The sequence below is a fragment of the Stenotrophomonas sp. GW821-FHT02D01 genome (assembly GCF_059421765.1).
The window spans coordinates 37,891-55,284 of sequence record NZ_JBWKVP010000010.1 but is presented as its reverse complement, the minus strand read 5'-3'; the positions used below and the strand labels follow the sequence as shown (position 1 = coordinate 55,284).

At 63.7% G+C, this 17,394-nt stretch carries 16 protein-coding genes and 3 tRNA genes; all 19 read left to right on the top strand.

The window, feature by feature from the left end; all coding sequences use genetic code 11:
• Positions 1–615: 615 nt before the first annotated feature.
• The 19 genes from tpiA (at position 616) to AC07UW_RS17060 (ending at position 17,394) form a co-directional block, all read left to right on the top strand.
• Positions 616–1,371, top strand: coding sequence for a triose-phosphate isomerase (gene tpiA / locus AC07UW_RS17150; protein WP_495212500.1), 756 nt, complete (start codon positions 616–618; stop codon positions 1,369–1,371).
• 50 nt (positions 1,372–1,421) lie between these two features.
• The gene (secG, locus tag AC07UW_RS17145; protein ID WP_025876192.1) at positions 1,422–1,859 is read left to right on the top strand and encodes a preprotein translocase subunit SecG; all 438 of its coding nucleotides are present in this window, start codon (positions 1,422–1,424) and stop codon (positions 1,857–1,859) included.
• Between the two features lie 51 nt (positions 1,860–1,910).
• Positions 1,911–1,995 (top strand) — tRNA-Leu (locus AC07UW_RS17140).
• Positions 1,996–2,107: 112 nt separating this feature from the next.
• On the top strand, positions 2,108–2,464 hold the full coding sequence (locus tag AC07UW_RS17135) for an NADH-quinone oxidoreductase subunit A (RefSeq protein ID WP_005414075.1): 357 nt from the start codon (positions 2,108–2,110) through the stop codon (positions 2,462–2,464).
• On the top strand, positions 2,455–3,009 hold the full coding sequence (locus AC07UW_RS17130) for a NuoB/complex I 20 kDa subunit family protein (protein ID WP_025876198.1): 555 nt from the start codon (positions 2,455–2,457) through the stop codon (positions 3,007–3,009). The genes AC07UW_RS17135 and AC07UW_RS17130 overlap by 10 nt, the downstream gene beginning before the upstream one ends.
• 33 nt (positions 3,010–3,042) lie before the next feature.
• Positions 3,043–3,789, top strand: coding sequence for an NADH-quinone oxidoreductase subunit C (locus AC07UW_RS17125; protein ID WP_025876200.1), 747 nt, complete (start codon positions 3,043–3,045; stop codon positions 3,787–3,789).
• Entirely contained in the window at positions 3,786–5,093 is a 1,308-nt protein-coding gene (locus AC07UW_RS17120; RefSeq protein WP_025876202.1) for an NADH-quinone oxidoreductase subunit D, read from the top strand. The genes AC07UW_RS17125 and AC07UW_RS17120 overlap by 4 nt, the downstream gene beginning before the upstream one ends.
• 97 nt (positions 5,094–5,190) lie before the next feature.
• Positions 5,191–5,718, top strand: a complete 528-nt coding sequence (nuoE, locus tag AC07UW_RS17115) for an NADH-quinone oxidoreductase subunit NuoE (protein ID WP_025876204.1) — start codon at positions 5,191–5,193, stop codon at positions 5,716–5,718.
• A 4-nt stretch (positions 5,719–5,722) separates the two neighbouring features.
• On the top strand, positions 5,723–7,063 hold the full coding sequence (nuoF, locus tag AC07UW_RS17110; RefSeq protein ID WP_025876206.1) for an NADH-quinone oxidoreductase subunit NuoF: 1,341 nt from the start codon (positions 5,723–5,725) through the stop codon (positions 7,061–7,063).
• On the top strand, positions 7,060–9,294 hold the full coding sequence (nuoG, locus tag AC07UW_RS17105) for an NADH-quinone oxidoreductase subunit NuoG (RefSeq protein WP_495212499.1): 2,235 nt from the start codon (positions 7,060–7,062) through the stop codon (positions 9,292–9,294). Before nuoF ends, nuoG begins: the two co-directional genes overlap by 4 nt.
• Positions 9,291–10,385, top strand: coding sequence for an NADH-quinone oxidoreductase subunit NuoH (nuoH, locus tag AC07UW_RS17100; RefSeq protein ID WP_495212498.1), 1,095 nt, complete (start codon positions 9,291–9,293; stop codon positions 10,383–10,385). The genes nuoG and nuoH overlap by 4 nt, the downstream gene beginning before the upstream one ends.
• Before the next feature lie 3 nt (positions 10,386–10,388).
• A complete protein-coding gene (gene nuoI / locus AC07UW_RS17095) occupies positions 10,389–10,877 on the top strand; it encodes an NADH-quinone oxidoreductase subunit NuoI (RefSeq protein WP_005417924.1) in 489 nt (162 codons plus the stop codon).
• Positions 10,878–10,886: 9 nt separating this feature from the next.
• On the top strand, positions 10,887–11,546 hold the full coding sequence (locus AC07UW_RS17090) for an NADH-quinone oxidoreductase subunit J (protein WP_049465996.1): 660 nt from the start codon (positions 10,887–10,889) through the stop codon (positions 11,544–11,546).
• Positions 11,543–11,854, top strand: coding sequence for an NADH-quinone oxidoreductase subunit NuoK (gene nuoK, locus AC07UW_RS17085; RefSeq protein WP_032951897.1), 312 nt, complete (start codon positions 11,543–11,545; stop codon positions 11,852–11,854). Before AC07UW_RS17090 ends, nuoK begins: the two co-directional genes overlap by 4 nt.
• A gap of 7 nt (positions 11,855–11,861) precedes the next feature.
• Positions 11,862–14,021 (top strand): NADH-quinone oxidoreductase subunit L, encoded by a 2,160-nt coding sequence (gene nuoL, locus AC07UW_RS17080; RefSeq protein ID WP_140226410.1) that lies wholly within the window; start codon positions 11,862–11,864, stop codon positions 14,019–14,021.
• Positions 14,022–14,044: 23 nt separating this feature from the next.
• The gene (locus AC07UW_RS17075) at positions 14,045–15,553 is read left to right on the top strand and encodes an NADH-quinone oxidoreductase subunit M (RefSeq protein WP_312108567.1); all 1,509 of its coding nucleotides are present in this window, start codon (positions 14,045–14,047) and stop codon (positions 15,551–15,553) included.
• Positions 15,554–15,568: 15 nt separating this feature from the next.
• Positions 15,569–17,029 carry an NADH-quinone oxidoreductase subunit NuoN gene (gene nuoN / locus AC07UW_RS17070; RefSeq protein WP_495212497.1) on the top strand — a complete coding sequence of 487 codons (1,461 nt, stop codon included), beginning with the start codon at positions 15,569–15,571 and terminating at the stop codon, positions 17,027–17,029.
• 127 nt (positions 17,030–17,156) lie between these two features.
• A tRNA-Met gene (locus AC07UW_RS17065) sits at positions 17,157–17,233 on the top strand.
• Between the two features lie 84 nt (positions 17,234–17,317).
• Positions 17,318–17,394, top strand: a tRNA-Met gene (locus tag AC07UW_RS17060).

Here is a 17,394-nt window from a genome sequence, read left to right as displayed (position 1 = left end):
CACCCGCAGAGGCCGGAGCCAAAGCCAAAGCCAAAGCCAAAGCGGTTCTGGAATGTTCCGTGAGGAGGCGGGGAGGTGTCGGATGGCGGGGACGCCGTAAACCCATCCATGGGGGCTTGGCCGCGGCATCCATGCCGCGGACACCCCGCCATCCGACACCTCCCCGCCTTCGACAGCTCCCTGCGGCTGTTGGTAGGTGTCGACCTTGGTCGACACGATCTATCCACGTCATGCGTGGATGAGATCTGTCAGATCTCGAAGCAGGGGAGGGGGCCAAAGCTCTGCTTTCGCTTTTGCTTTTGATCTTCTTTTTTCTTTCCGTGGCGGGCGGACCGCCGCAATGTGTCATGGGCCGGGAGGGTGGGGCTGGCGAGGGTGTCCGCGGCATGGATGCCGCGGCCAAGCCCCCAGGGATGGGTTCACGGCGTCCCTCGCCAGTCCCACCCGCCCGGCCAACCCCACAAATCCAGCCGGGGCTCTCCGCGACCACCCCCCAACCCCCGCCACGAGGGGCTGTGCCGTTGGCTGAAAATCCATGTAACCGCTTACAAAGAAACGGTTTTTTGCCGCAGCAGGTATCATGGGCGGCTGAGTTCACACAGGAGCCACCCGCTCATGCGCCGCAAGATCGTCGCTGGAAACTGGAAGCTGCACGGCAGCCGTCAATTCGCCACCGAACTGCTGAGGCAGGTCGCTGCCGGGCTGCCAAAGAGCGGGGTGGAGGTGGTGATCCTGCCGCCGATGCCCTACCTGGGTGAGCTGGTCGAAGACTTCGGCGAGACCGGCCTGGCCTTTGGTGCACAGGACGTCAGCAGCAATGAGAAGGGCGCCTACACCGGTGAGGTCTGTGCGGCCATGCTGCACGAGGTGGGTGCCCGCTACGGCCTGGTCGGCCACTCCGAGCGCCGCCAGTACCATAACGAGAGCAGCGAACTGGTCGCGCGCAAGTTCGCCGCCGCCCTGCATGCCGGCCTGGTGCCGGTACTCTGCGTCGGTGAAACCCTTGAGCAGCGCGAGGCAGGGCAGACCGAGGCGGTCATCGCCAGCCAGCTGGCCCCGGTGCTCGAGCTTGTCGGGGCCGCAGGCTTCGCCAATGCCGTGGTCGCCTACGAGCCGGTCTGGGCGATCGGAACCGGCCGCACCGCAACCAAGGAGCAGGCGCAGCAGGTGCACGCGTTCATTCGTGGCGAAGTCGCGCGCATCGATGCTAGAATTGCTGATTCACTGCCCATTGTTTACGGCGGTAGCGTGAAGCCCGACAATGCCGGGGAACTGTTCGCGCAGCCGGATGTCGATGGTGGGCTGGTTGGTGGTGCCTCCCTGGTGGCCGCCGACTTCCTGGCCATCGCAGAGGCGGCGGCAAACAATTAGTTACGGTTGCCGGCTAGCCGCCGGCACTCTAGTCCGAGGGCGGATTTCCAATGCTGATGTTGATCCTCAATGTCGTCTACGTGCTGGTTGCCGTAGCCATGGTCGCGCTGATCCTGATGCAGCGTGGCTCGGGTGCGGCGGCAGGTTCGGGCTTTGGCGCTGGCGCCTCGGGGACCGTGTTCGGTGCGCGTGGCGCGTCCAACTTCCTGTCCAAGTCGACCAAGTGGCTGGCCGTGGTGTTCTTCGGCATCAGCCTCTTCATGGCCTGGTACGCCGGCCATGGCAACCGCCCGGCCGCCGATCAGGATCTGGGTCTGATGTCCGCCCCGGCGGCCAGCGCTCCGGCCGCTCCGGCGGGCGAATTGCCGGCCGTTCCGAAGGCCGATGCGGTTCCGGCCGCCCCGGTTCCGGCCGCAACTGTGCCGGCTCAGGCGGAATCTTCGGTTTCTGGTGAAGAAAAGCCTTCGGAAGGCTCCCAGAAAGACTGAAGCCGGTTACAATACGCGGCGCATCGGGAAGATAGTCTGATGTGATCGTTTGCCCAGGTGGCGGAATTGGTAGACGCACTACCTTGAGGTGGTAGCGACTTAGGTCGTAGGGGTTCGAGTCCCCTCTTGGGCACCATTTAGTAAGTAAAGCGGGTTGGTCTGGCGCGCAAGGCGCCAGGCAGCTTCCCGTCCACTCCCCCATGCCAAAGCGCCTGCAGGCGCAGCGGCAGAGGCAAGAGAGAATCGCTGTGCTGGCCGAATATTTGCCGTCTCTGCTGTTTCTGATCGTTGCCACCGGTATCGGCATTACGCTGATGCTGGTTGGTCGATTCCTCGGTCCCCGCCGCCCCGATCTGGAAAAGCTGTCGCCGTACGAGTGCGGCTTCGAAGCCTTCGAAGACGCGCGTATGAAGTTCGACGTGCGCTACTACCTGATCGCGATCCAGTTCATCGTCTTCGACCTGGAAATCATCTTCATCGTGCCGTGGACGCAGGTCTTCATGGAGCTTGGCGCGCGTTCGCTCGTCACCATGGGTCTGTTCGTCGGCATGCTGTTCCTCGGTTTCATCTATGTCTGGAAGAAGGGAGCGCTGGAATGGGAGTGATTCAGACTCTCGATGGCCTGATGACCAATCCTGTCCCGGAAGGGCGGGTTGACGACATCCTGCGGCCGGAAGGCGACAACCCGCTGCTTGAAAAGGGCTTTGTCACCACCAGCGTCGATGCGCTGCTGAACTGGGCACGCACCGGCTCGATGTGGCCCATGACCTTCGGTCTGGCCTGCTGTGCGGTCGAAATGATGCACGCAGGTGCAGCGCGCCTGGACCTTGACCGCTACGGTGTGGTGTTCCGCCCGTCGCCGCGCCAGTCCGACGTGATGATCGTCGCCGGCACCCTGGTCAACAAGATGGCCCCGGCGCTGCGCAAGGTCTATGACCAGATGCCCGACCCCAAGTGGGTGATCTCCATGGGCAGCTGCGCCAATGGCGGTGGTTACTACCACTATTCCTATTCTGTGGTGCGCGGCTGTGATCGCGTGGTGCCGGTGGACGTCTACGTCCCGGGCTGCCCGCCGACCGCCGAGGCGCTGGTGTACGGGATCCTGCAGCTGCAGAAGAAGATCTGGCGTACACAGACCATCGCCCGCTGACCCCTTCACCTGACAAGAGCGCGCCAAGCCCCCATGGCAGAGCAAGCATCCTTCATCGACCGACTCTCCGCACGTTTCGCTGGTGCGAAGGTCATCGTGGTCGAACCCCGCGGCGAAGTGACGCTGGAAGTGCCTGCCGCTGAGTGGCACGCCACCGCCCTCGCGCTGCGTGACGAGTTTGGTTTCGAGCAGGCCGTGGACCTCTGCGGCGTCGATTACCTCGGTTATGGCTCCGATGAGTGGGACACCGCCGACGTGTCCTCGCAGGGCTTCAGCCGCGGTGTCGAGGGCAAGGCCCAGGGCCGTTTCGCCTGGGGCGAATTCCCCAGCGAAGAGAGCGCCGACGGTGCCCGTCCGCAGCACATGCCGACCCAGCGCTTCGCCGTGGTCGCACAGCTGCGTTCGTACCAGCACAACCTGATGATGCACCTGCGCTGCTTCGCGCCTGACGAAGCGCTGCCGGTGGTGTCCTCGCTGACCAGCATCTGGCCGGGCCTGAACTGGTTCGAGCGCGAAGCGTTCGATCTGTATGGCGTGATCTTCGAAGGTCACCCGGACCTGCGCCGGATCCTGACCGACTACGGTTTCGTCGGCCATCCGTTCCGCAAGGACTTCCCGCTGATCGGCAACGTCGAAGTCCGCTACGACGAAGAAAAGAAGCGTGTCATCTACGAACCGGTCACCTCGGTGGAGCCGCGCGTCGGCGTGCCGCGCGTGATCCGCGACGACGCCCGCCTGCAGACCGCTGCCGGCGAGCGCTCGCAGGAGGCAGTGAAGTGAGTCACGTACACCAGGCCGGCGAAGCATTCGCCAGCAATGCTGCCGAAAGCCGGCAGGAAATCCGCAACTACACCATGAACTTCGGCCCGCAGCATCCGGCCGCGCACGGTGTGCTGCGCCTGATCCTGGAGATGGACGGCGAGACCATCATGCGTGCCGACCCGCACGTCGGTCTGCTGCACCGGGGCACCGAGAAGCTGGCCGAATCCAAGCCCTTCAACCAGTCGATCGGCTACATGGATCGCCTGGATTACGTGTCGATGATGTGCAACGAGCACGCCTACGTGCGCTCGATCGAGACCCTGATGGGCATCGAGGCGCCGGAGCGCGCTCAGTACATCCGCACGATGTTCGACGAGATCACCCGCATCCTGAACCACTTGATGTGGCTGGGTTCCAACGCGCTCGATCTGGGGGCGATGGCGGTGATGCTGTACGCCTTCCGCGAGCGCGAAGAGCTGATGGACTGCTACGAAGCGGTCTCCGGCGCGCGCATGCACGCGGCGTACTACCGTCCGGGCGGCGTCTACCGCGACCTGCCGGACCACATGCCGAAGTACAAGGAATCGCGCTGGCACAAGGGCAAGGCCCTGAAGAACCTCAACGCCTCGCGCGAAGGTTCCCTGCTGGACTTCCTGGAGAACTTCACCAATGAGTTCCCGGGTCGTGTCGACGAATACGAGACCCTGCTGACCGACAACCGTATCTGGAAGCAGCGTACCGTCGGCATCGGCGTGGTCACCCCGGAGCTGGCCCACCAGTGGGGCATGACCGGCGTGATGCTGCGTGGCTCGGGCGTCGCCTGGGATCTGCGCAAGAAGCGCCCCTATGCGAAGTACGATGCCGTCGATTTCGACATCCCGCTGGGCAAGGAAGGCGATTGCTACGATCGCTACCTGTGCCGCGTTGCCGAAATGCGCGAGTCCAACCGCATCATCAAGCAATGCGTGGCATGGCTGAAGGCCAACCCCGGCCCGGTCATGGTCAAGAACTTCAAGGTCGCTCCGCCCAAGCGCGAGGACATGAAGGACGACATGGAAGCGCTGATCCATCACTTCAAGCTGTTCAGTGAAGGCTATTGCGTGCCGGCCGGCGAGACCTACGCCGCGGTTGAAGCGCCCAAGGGCGAATTCGGCTGCTACCTGGTTTCCGACGGCGCCAACAAGCCGTTCCGCGTACACCTTCGTGCGCCGGGCTTTGCCCACCTGTCCTCGATCGATTCGATCGTGCGCGGCCACATGCTGGCCGACGTGGTGGCGATGATCGGTACCTACGATCTGGTGTTCGGCGAGGTTGACCGGTAATGCCGTCCGCCACGCCAACGCCCGCTGCAGGCAGCCGGCGCAAGCCGGCGCCGCAGTTTCTGCAATTTCACGTTATGCATTTCGCTGAGGTCGGCCGATGAAGGCGACAGGTAATTTCGAGGCGGCGCGCGACGTCGACCCGATGGTGGTGTTGAGCGACAAAACCCGCGCTCACATCGATCACTGGCTGTCCAAGTTCCCGCCGGACCGCAAGCGCTCTGCCGTGCTGCAGGGTCTGCATGCTGCCCAGGAGCAGAACCAGGGCTGGCTGACCGACGAGCTGATCGCCGGCGTGGCCAAGTACCTGGACCTGCCGCCGGTGTGGGCCTACGAGGTTGCCAGCTTCTACTCGATGTTCGAGACCGAGAAGGTGGGCCGCAACAACGTGGCCATCTGCACGAACATCAGCTGCTGGCTCAATGGCGCCGAAGACATCGTGCGCCATTGCGAGAAGAAGCTGGGCATCAAGAACGGTCAGTCGACCGCTGACGGCCGCGTCTACCTCAAGCGCGAGGAAGAGTGCCTGGCCGGCTGCGCGGGTGCACCGATGATGGTCATCAATGGTCACTACCATGAGCGTCTGACCCTGGAAAAGGTCGACGAGCTTCTGGACGGGCTGGAGTAAGGGCATGGCACATCACCACGAATCCAAGGGTCCGGTCGGCCCCGCGCCGCTGCCGCACCAGGTGGTCTACACCACCCTGCATTACGACACCCCGTGGTCGTACGAAAGCTATCTGAAGACCGGTGGCTACGCTGCCCTGCGCAAGATCCTCGAAGAGAAGATCCCGCCGGAGCAGGTCATCGAGATGGTCAAGGCCTCGGGCCTGCGCGGCCGCGGCGGCGCCGGTTTCCCGACCGGCCTGAAGTGGTCCTTCATGCCCAAGGGCAACGTGCAGAAGTACATCCTCTGCAACTCGGATGAATCCGAGCCGGGCACCTGCAAGGATCGCGACATCCTGCGCTACAACCCGCATTCGGTGGTCGAAGGCATGGCGATTGCCTGCTACGCCACCGGTTCGACCGTGGGCTACAACTACCTCCGCGGTGAATTCCACCACGAGCCGTTCGAGCACTTCGAGCAGGCCCTGGCGGATGCCTATGCAAACGGCTGGCTGGGCAAGAACGTGCTGGGCTCGGGCGTGGATATCGACATCTACGGCGCCCTGGGTGCCGGCGCCTACATCTGCGGCGAAGAAACCGCGCTGATGGAATCGCTGGAAGGCAAGAAGGGCCAGCCGCGCTACAAGCCGCCGTTCCCGGCCAATTTCGGCCTGTATGGCAAGCCGTCGACGATCAACAACACCGAAACCTACGGTTCGGTGCCGGCGATCATCCGCAATGGTCCGGAGTGGTTCAAGGGCCTGAGCCTGACCGCCAATGGCGGCCCGAAGTGCTTCTCGGTGTCCGGCTGCGTGCAGAAGGGCGGCAATTTCGAAGTGCCGCTGGGCACCACCTTCGACGACCTGCTGGAAATGGCCGGCGGCCTCAAGCCGGGTCGCAAGCTCAAGGGCGCGATCCCGGGCGGCGTGTCCATGCCGGTGCTGACCGCGGCCGAGCTGAAGGGCCTGCCGATGGACTACGACACCATCCGTGCGCTGGGCTCCGGCCTGGGCTCCGGTGCGGTCGTGGTGCTGGATGACAGCGTCTGCTGCGTCAAGTTCGCCTGCCGCATCAGCCAGTTCTTCCACAAGGAATCCTGTGGCCAGTGCACCCCGTGCCGCGAAGGTACCGGCTGGATGCACCGCGTGCTGGAGCGCATCGTCGCCGGCAAGGCCACGATGGAAGACCTGCACCAGTTGAAGACCGTGGCCGGCCAGATCGAAGGCCATACCATCTGTGCGTTCGGCGAAGCGGCGGCATGGCCCATCCAGGGCTTCCTGCGCCAGTTCTGGGACGAATTCGAGTACTACATCGTCAACGGTCATTCGATGGTTGACGGCAAGAAGGTGGAGGCAGCCGCTGCATGAGCGCGCAACCCATAAATCCCAGCGTGCCACCGGACCACGTCACCATCGAGATCGATGGCAAGTCGCTGGTCGTGCCCAAGGGTTCGATGATCATCCAGGCCGCCGACAAGGCGGGCATTTCGATTCCGCGCTTCTGCTACCACGAGAAGCTGCCGATCGCTGCCAACTGCCGCATGTGCCTGGTGGATGTGGAAAAGTCGCCGAAGCCGGCACCGGCCTGCGCCACGCCGGTGATGGAAGGCATGAAGGTCGCCACCCGCAGTGAAAAGGCGCTGAAGTTCCAGCGCTCGGTGATGGAGTTCCTGCTGATCAACCACCCGCTGGATTGCCCGATCTGCGATCAGGGCGGCGAGTGCGAACTGCAGGACGTGTCGCTGGGCTACGGCCGTTCGGTCAGCCGCTTCAACGAGCGCAAGCGCGTGGTGGCCGACGAGGACATGGGCCCGCTGGTCGCCACCGAGATGACCCGCTGCATCCAGTGCACCCGCTGCGTCCGCTTCACCGCCGACGTTGCCGGTACCTATGAACTGGGTGGCATGTACCGCGGTGAAAACCTGCAGATCGGCACCTACGACGGCAAGCCGCTGACCACCGAGCTTTCGGGCAACGTCGTCGACGTGTGCCCGGTCGGCGCGCTGACCAACAAGGTGTTCCAGTTCCGTGCCCGTCCGTGGGAACTGACCGCGCGCGAATCGCTGGGCTACCACGACGCGATGGGCTCGAACCTGTTCCTGCACGTGCGTCGCGGCGAAGTGCTGCGTACCGTCCCGCGCGACAACGAGGCGGTCAACGAGTGCTGGCTGTCCGATCGTGACCGTTATTCACACCAGGGCCTGTACAGCGAAGACCGTGCGGTCAAGCCGCTGCGCAAGGTCAATGGCGAGTGGAAGGAAGTGAGCTGGGCTGAAGGCCTGGCTGCGGCCGCCGAGATCCTCAAGGCCAACCAGGGCGACAACCTGGGCGTGCTGGTGCACCCGTCGACGTCGAACGAAGAGGGCGCACTGCTGGCCCGCCTGGCCACCGGCCTGGGTTCGAGCAACATCGACCACCGCATCAACAACCGCGACTTCTCCGACGCCGCCACTGCCGAAGTGTTCGGCCTGCCGTTGGCCGAGATCGAAGGCGCGGACCGCATCGTCGTGCTCGGCAGCAACATCCGCCACGAGCTGCCGTTGCTGCACTCCCGCCTGCGCAAGGCGCAGACCCAGAACGGCGCGAAGATCCACGTGGTCAACCCGGTCGACTTCGACTTCGCGTTCAGCGTTGCCGGCAAGCAGATCGTGGCCCCGTCGAAGTTCGCCGATGCGCTGGCCAACGCCGAGCTGCGTTCGGCAGTGCAGGACGGTACCAATACCGTGCTGATCGTCGGTGGCATCGCCGAGAACCATCCGCAGGCTGCCGCGATCCGCGCCGCTGCGCGTGATTTCGCCGCCGCCACCGGTGCCAAGCTGTGCCGTATCCCGCAGGGCGCCAACGCGATCGGCCTGAGCCGCGCCGGCGTGCTGCCGGCCGGCAAGGACGTCGCTGCGATGCTGGCCGATCCGCGCAAGGCCTACGTGGTCTACGGCCTGGAACCGGGCCTGGACTTCGCCGATGCTCCGGCCGCGCGCAAGGCGCTGGTCGGCGCACAGGTGGTGGCCTTCAGCCAGTTCGCCTGCGCCTCGACCCGCGACGTTGCCGACGTGATCCTGCCGATCGGTGCGCTGCCGGAAATCGATGCCACCCTGACCAACCTCGATGGTCGCGAGCAGTCGGCGCGTGCCGGCGGCAAGCTGCCGGGCGAGGCCCGCGAGGGCTGGCGCGTGCTGCGTGCACTTGGCGGTGAGCTGGCCGTGGCCGGTTTCGAGTTCATCGACCTGGCCGGCCTGCGCGCCAGCCTGGCACCGGTGAACGTGCAGGTGTCCGCTTCGGTACAACCGGTGCAGGCGGGCGAGGGCATGGAAGTGGCCTCGACCGCTGCGATCTACCGCACCGATGCGGTGGTCCGTCGCGCCCCGGCGCTGCAGTCGCATCCGCTCAACAACACCCCGCGCATCGTGCTCAACGCTGACGATGCCGCCCGCCTGCAGCTGCAGGAAGGGCAGATGGCCAAGGTCGGCACCGATGCCGGCAAGGCCACCCTGCCGGTGGTGGTCGACGCCCGCGTCGCTGCGGGTTCGGTCTGGATTGAATCGGGCCACGGCGCAACCGCGCCGCTGGGTGCCGCTCGTGTTTCGGTGGTGGCTGCATGAACGAATTGCTGATTAACGCGGTCGATCCGCTGCACCAGTGGCTGCTTGGCCTGGGTGACATCGGCGCGCTGATCTGGATCATCCTGAAGATCCTGGTGATCACCGTCCCGGTGATCGTCTCGGTGGCCTTCTACGTGGTCTGGGAACGCAAGCTGATCGGCTGGATGCACGTCCGCCACGGCCCGATGTACGTGGGCATGGGCATCTTCCAGGCCTTCGCCGACGTCTTCAAGCTGCTGTTCAAGGAAGTCCTGCAGCCCAGCAGCGCCAACAAGGCGATCTTCCTGCTGGCACCGCTGATCACCCTGGCCCCGGCCTTCGCCGCGTGGTCGGTGGTGCCCTTCGATTCGCAGCTGGTGCTGTCCAACGCCAATGCCGGCCTGCTGTACCTGCTGGCGATGACCTCGCTGGGCATCTACGGCATCATCCTTGCCGGTTGGGCCTCCAACTCGAAGTACGCGTTCCTGGGTGCCATGCGCGCCTCGGCGCAGATGATCAGCTACGAAATCGCGATGGGCTTCGCCCTGGTCGGCGTGATGATCGCTTCGGGCAGCCTCAATCTCAGCAACATCGTGATGGCCCAGGCCGGCAGCTCCGGCTTCTTCGACTGGTTCCTGATCCCGCTGTTCCCGCTGTTCGTCGTGTACTGGGTGTCCGGCGTCGCCGAAACCAACCGCGCGCCGTTCGACGTGGTGGAAGGCGAGTCGGAAATCGTCGCCGGCCACATGGTCGAGTACTCCGGCGGTGCGTTCGCCCTGTTCTTCCTGGCCGAATACGCGAACATGATCCTGATCAGCTTCCTGATCTCGATCTTCTTCCTCGGCGGCTGGCTGAGCCCGATCCAGGGCTGGGTCAACCCGGGCGAGATCTCGCCGTTCATCGACTGGATCTGGAAGGGCGGCTGGCCGTGGCTGTTCGTCAAGGTCTTCTTCTTCGCCAGTGCCTACATCTGGTTCCGAGCAAGCTTCCCGCGCTTCCGCTATGACCAGATCATGCGCCTGGGCTGGAAGGTCTTCATCCCGCTGACCATTTTCTGGATCGCGGTTACCGCCGTCATGGTGTTCTTCGGCGTGATTCAAAAGGGCGTCTAAGTGATGAACAGGATTACCCATTACTTCAAGAGCCTGCTGCTGCTCGAACTGCTGGCCGGTCTCTGGCTGACGCTGAAGTACAGCTTCAAGCCGAAGTACACGATGATGTACCCGATGGAGAAGTTCCCGCAGTCGCCGCGCTTCCGTGGCCTGCATGCCCTGCGCCGTTATCCCAACGGTGAAGAGCGCTGCATCGCCTGCAAGCTGTGCGAAGCGGTGTGTCCGGCATTGGCCATCACCATCGATTCGGCCAAGCGCGAGGACGGCACCCGCCGTACCACGCGCTACGACATCGATCTGTTCAAGTGCATCTTCTGCGGCTTCTGTGAGGAAAGCTGCCCGGTGGACTCGATCGTCGAGACCCACATCCTCGAGTACCACTTCGAGAATCGTGGCGAAAACATCGTTACCAAGCCGCAGCTGCTGGCCCTGGGCGACCGTCTCGAATCCGAGATCGCCGAGCGTCGTGCCGCCGATGCCGCTTACCGCTGAGGTCGAGAGATGGATTGGGTAAATATCGCTTTCTGGGTCTTCGCCATCGCGGCAACGGTTTCGGCCGGTGCGGTGATCAGCGTGCGCAACCCCGTGCACGCTGTCCTGTGCCTGGTGCTGACCTTCTTCTCCATCGCCTGCGTGTGGCTGCTGGTCGGCGCCGAGTTCCTCGGCGTGGCACTGGTGCTGGTCTACGTTGGTGCGGTGATGGTGTTGTTCCTGTTCGTGGTGATGATGCTCGACATCGATCCGGACAAGCTGCGTGAAGGCTGGGTGCGCTACCTGCCGGTCGGCCTGATCGTGGCCGTGGCGATGCTGGTGCAGATGCTGATCCTGATCGGCGTGAAGGGCAGGACGGTCAACCCGTTCCCGGCCGACAACGCCGCCGCGCTCGCCGCCGACAGTTCCAACGTCACCTGGCTGGCACGCAGCCTGTTCACCGAGTACCTGCTGCCGTTCGAGTTCGCCGCCGTCATCCTGACCGTGGCCGTGGTCGCCGCGGTGATGCTGACCCTGCGCCGTCGTGAAGGCCTGAAGACGCAGAACCCGTCGCAGCAGACCATGGTCAAGGCACACGACCGCCTGCGCATGGTCAAGATGGACGCCGAACAGCCGCAGATCCACAGCAACACCACGCCGGCCGCGGGCGACGAGGAGACCAAGGCATGATCTCGATCACTCTGGGCCACATCCTGGCGCTGGGCGCGGTGCTGTTCTGCATCAGCCTCGCCGGCATCTTCCTCAACCGAAAGAACATCATCGTCCTGCTGATGTCCATCGAGTTGATGCTGCTGTCGGTCAACATCAATTTCGTCGGGTTCTCGCGGGAACTGGGAGACACGGCCGGCCAGCTGTTCGTGTTCTTCATCCTGACCGTGGCTGCTGCCGAGGCCGCCATCGGCCTGGCGATCCTGGTGACCCTGTTCCGTACACGCCGCACGATCAATGTCGGCGAAGTCGATTCGTTGAAGGGCTGATCCACAGATGGAAATCACTCTCTCCAAGAGTCTGTTGATCGCAGTGGTGCTTGCACCGCTGTTCGGCAGCATCATCGCCGGCCTGTTCGGTCGCCAGGTCAAGCGCTTCGGTGCGCAGACCATCACGATCCTCGGTGTCGCGGTTGCCTGCGGCCTGTCGATGCACACGCTCTACCAGCTGTTGTGGGGCGGGGCGCAGCCGTTCAACCAGAACCTGTACACGTTCTTCGAAGTCGGCCAGTACTCGGCCCACGTCGGTTTCATGGTCGACAAGCTGACCGCGATGATGATGGTGGTGGTGACCTTCGTGTCGCTGCTGGTCCACATCTACACGATCGGCTACATGCAGGATGATCCGGGCTACCAGCGGTTCTTCAGCTACATCTCGCTGTTTACCTTCTCGATGCTCACCCTGGTGATGAGCAACAACTTCCTGCAGCTGTTCTTCGGCTGGGAAGCGGTGGGCCTGGTGTCGTACCTGCTGATCGGCTTCTGGTTCAAGCGCCCGACCGCGATCTTCGCCAACATGAAGGCGTTCCTGGTCAACCGCGTCGGTGACTTCGGCTTCCTGCTGGGCATCGCCGGCGTGCTGTGGGTGTTCGGCACCCTGGACTATTCGCAGGTGTTCTCGCAGGCCGGCATGCTCGCCGACCCGCGCGCACAGCTGCAGATCTGGGACGGCACCATGTTCGGCATGCAGCTGCTGAACGAGCCGGTGATCTGGTCGATCGCCACCGTCATCTGCATTGGCCTGTTCATCGGCGCCATGGGCAAGTCGGCCCAGGTTCCGCTGCACGTGTGGCTGCCTGATTCGATGGAAGGCCCGACCCCGATCTCGGCACTGATCCACGCCGCGACGATGGTGACCGCCGGTATCTTCATGGTCACCCGCATGTCGCCGCTGTTCGAGCTGTCGCAGACCGCGTTGAACTTCATCCTGTTCATCGGTGCCACCACCGCGTTCTTCACCGGCCTGATCGGCATCGTGCAGAACGACATCAAGCGCGTCGTCGCGTACTCCACGCTGTCCCAGCTGGGTTACATGACCGTTGCCCTGGGCGTGTCGGCGTACTCCGCTGCCGTGTTCCACCTGATGACCCACGCCTTCTTCAAGGCGCTGCTGTTCCTGGGTGCCGGCTCGGTCATCATCGCGATGCACCACGAGCAGGACATGCGCAAGATGGGCGGCCTGCGCAAGTACATGCCGATCACCTTCATCACCATGTGGATCGGTACCCTGGCGCTGGTCGGTACGCCGTTCTTCTCCGGCTTCTACTCGAAGGACACCATCATCGAGGCGGCCGAGATCCATGCTCACATGCAGAACAGCTGGGTGGCCACCTATGGCTACTGGGCGGTGCTGGGTGGCGTGCTGGTGACCAGTTTCTACAGCTTCCGCCTGCTGTTCCTGACCTTCCACGGCAAGGAACGCTTCCGCGACGCGCACGATGACCATGGTCATGGCCATGACGATCACCATGCTGCCGACGCCCACCACGCTGATGCGCATGACGACCACGGCCATGGCCACGGTCCGCATGAGCCGCATGAAACCCCGTGGGTGGTGACGCTGCCGCTGATCCTGCTGGCCATCCCGTCCATCGCCATCGGTTTCTTCAGTATCGGTCCGATGCTGCACGGCACCGACTGGGCCGGTCACCACGCCCATGCGGCGATCAAGGGGCAGGTCAACACGTTCTTCACCGGCATCGTCGATTTCTACGATCCGGCCAAGAACACCGTGGCCTTCCTGGGCGAGGAGTTCCATGGTCCGGTGGCGTTCGCGCTGCACGGCATGATGCTGCCGCCGTTCTGGCTGACCCTGGCAGGCTTCCTGCTGGCTGCGTTGTTCTACCTGTGGAAGCCGGACCTGTCGGGCAAGGCACGCAAGACCTTCGCCCCGGTGGTGTCCGTGCTGGAAAACAAGTACGGCTTCGACAAGCTGTGGATCGATGGCTTTGCCGGTGGCAGCGTCAAGCTGGGCAAGGTCTCGCGCTGGATCGACAGCAACATCGTCGACGGCGTGGTCAATCTCTCGGCACGTGTTGTGGACGTCGCAGCCAGCGTGCTGCGCCGTACCCAATCCGGTTTCCTCTATCACTACGCCTTCGCGATGATCATCGGCCTGATTGCCCTCCTGGGCGTGCTGATGCATTACCTGCGTTGATGACCTGTACGGAATAAGAAGACGTGTCGAACTGGCCTCTACTCAGTGTCCTCATCTGGCTGCCGATCCTCGGCGGTGCCCTGATCCTTGCGATCCGTGATGCGCAGACCGCCCGTTGGGCGTCGCTGGGCGTCGCGGTGCTGACCTTCGTTGCGAGTCTCTCGCTGCTGGGCGGCTACAACCCGGGCATCGACGCGCTGCAGTTCGTCGAGACCCACGCTTGGATCCCGACCTACAACATCGGCTACAACCTGGGCGTGGACGGCATCGCCGTAGCGCTGATCCTGCTGACCACGCTGGTCAGCGTGCTCGCCCTGATCGGTGCCTGGAGCGCGATCGACAAGCGCGTGAACCAGTACGTGGCTGCCTTCCTGATCCTGGAAGGTGTCACCGTCGGTATCTTCTCGGCCACGGACGCGATGCTGTTCTACGTGTTCTTCGAGGCGATGCTGATCCCGATGTTCCTGATCATCGGTGTCTGGGGCGGCCCGCGCCGCATCTACGCCGCGCTGAAGTTCTTCCTGTACACCTTCCTCGGCTCGGTGCTGATGCTGGTGGCGCTGATCTACCTGTACATGAAGGGCGGCAGCTTCCAGCTGGCCGACCTCTATGCACTGCAGCTGTCGGGCAAGGAGCAGACCTGGATCTTCTTCGCCTTCCTGATCGCGTTCGCGGTCAAGGTGCCGATGTTCCCGGTGCACACCTGGCTGCCGGACGCGCACGTGGAAGCGCCGACCGCCGGTTCGGTGATCCTGGCCGCCATCGCACTGAAGATCGGTGGCTACGGCTTCCTGCGCTTCAACCTGCCGATCGTCCCCGATGCCTCGCAGGAATGGGCATGGCTGGTCATCGCGCTGTCGCTGATCGCGGTGATCTACGTCGGCCTGGTCGCCCTGGTGCAGGACGACATGAAGAAGCTGATCGCCTATTCGTCGATCGCGCACATGGGCTTCGTCACCCTGGGTACCTTCATCGCCCTGTGGCTGGTGCGTGAAGCCGGCAACGTCGATGCGGCCCGCCTGGGCCTGCAGGGCGCCATGGTGCAGATGATCTCGCACGGCTTCGTGTCCGGCGCGATGTTCTCCTGCGTCGGCGTGCTGTACGACCGCATGCACAGCCGCCGCATCGCCGATTACGGCGGCGTGGTCAACGTGATGCCGTGGTTCGCCACGTTCGCCATGCTGTTCTTCATGGCCAACGCCGGCCTGCCGGGCACCAGCGGTTTCGTCGGTGAGTTCATGGTCATCCTGTCGGCGTTCCAGCGGAACCCGTGGATCGCCTTGGGCGCAGCCACCACCCTGATCATCGGTGCGGCCTACACCCTGTGGCTGTACAAGCGCATCTTCTTCGGTGAGGTGGCCAACAGCCACGTCGCCGAACTGAAGGACATCAACGGCCGCGAATGGCTGGTGCTGGGCGTGTTCGCCATTGGCGTACTGGCCCTGGGCATCTACCCCAAGCCGCTGACCGACCTGATGGAGCCCTCGATCGCAAAGCTGGCGATGCAGATCGCATCCAGCAAGTTGCTGTAATTCCAGGATTTGATGATGACCACCTCGCCGCTGCTGCCACTGACCGCCGCTGACCTGCCACCGCTCGCTCCCGAGCTGGTGCTGATCGGCAGCGCCTTCGCCCTGATGATCCTCGACCTGTTCGTCAGCGAGCGGAACAAGATCGTCACCCACCTGTTCTCGGTCGCCGCACTGGCCGTGGTGCTGTTCATGCTGGCCACCGGCGTGGGCGGGCAGGGGGAGGTCTTCCATGGCATGTTCGTGCGCGATACCGCCGCGGACGTGATGAAGACCGGGATCGTGCTGCTCAGCGGCCTGACCCTGATTTACGGCTGGGGCTACCTGCGCGAGCGCAAGTTGTTCCAGGGTGAGATTCCTGTGCTGATCCTGTTCGGCACCGCCGGCATGATGATCCTGGTGTCCGCCGGCAGCCTGCTGATGGTGTACCTGGGCCTGGAACTGCTGGCCCTGTGCTCCTACGCGCTGGTCGCCAGCAACCGTGACAACGGCCTGGCCTCGGAAGCGGCGATGAAATATATCGTCCTCGGCTCGCTGGCTTCTGGCCTGCTGCTGTACGGCATGTCGCTGATCTACGGCGCCACCGGCAGCCTGCACCTGGATGCCATCCAGGCCGCCATCCCGCACTCGGAAGAGCGCGTGCTGCTGATCACCGGCGCGGTATTCATGATTGCCGGTGTTGCCTTCAAGCTGGGTGCCGCACCGTTCCATATGTGGCTGCCCGACGTGTACCAGGGTGCTCCGGCTCCGATCGCGCTGTTCATCAGCTCGGCACCGAAGCTGGCCGCCTTCGGCATGGCCTACCGCCTGCTGGAAATGGGCGTGGGCCCGCTGTCCACCGAACTGCAGCTGCTGATCGCCGGTCTGGCCGCGGTCTCGTTGGTGATCGGCAACCTGATGGCCATTGCGCAGAGCAACCTCAAGCGCATGCTGGCGTTCTCCACGGTCTCGCATATCGGCTTCCTGCTGATGGGCATCGCCGGCGGCGGTTCGCAGGGCTATGCGGCCGCGCTGTTCTACGCCCTGGCCTACGCGATCATGTCGACCGCGGCCTTCGGCGCGATCATCGCGCTGTCGCGCGCCGGTTTCGAGGCCGAGAACATCGAGGACTTCAAGGGCCTGAACGCCCGCAACCCGTGGATGGCCGGCCTGGTGCTATGCATCATGGCGTCGCTGGCAGGCATCCCGCCGTTCCTCGGTTTCTGGACCAAGCTGGCCGTGCTCGGCGCAGCCATCAACGGCGGCCTGCTGTGGCTGGCGATCCTGGGCGTGCTGTGTGCCGTGGTCGGCTGCTTCTACTACCTGCGTGTCATCAAGGTCATGTACTTCGATGAGCCGGTGGGCGAGGCCATGCCGCGCAGCAAGGATCGCGTGCTGGGTGTCGTGCTGGGCGTGAACGCACTGGCATTGCTGGCGCTCGGCCTGGCCTGGAACCCGATCATGGTCTGGTGCCAGCAGGCATTTGCGCATCTTGCATAAAAGTTGACACAAAGCTGCGCGATTCGTGTAATATACGCAGCTTGAGTTGTCACTGCAGCGGTTCAGCCAGAACATCGTTGCGGAGCGCCCCCTCTCCAGAGTGGGGCAGCGGTTCAAACACTTCCGGTGCGGGGTGGAGCAGTCTGGCAGCTCGTCGGGCTCATAACCCGAAGGTCGCAGGTTCAAATCCTGCCCCCGCTACCAACACATCGAATCGGCGCCAACCAGTTCGATGAATGAGGAAAAGCTTGCAGGTTTTGAAGTTATCCCTCATAATTCCGCTTCTGATGCGGGGTGGAGCAGTCTGGCAGCTCGTCGGGCTCATAACCCGAAGGTCGCAGGTTCAAATCCTGCCCCCGCTACCA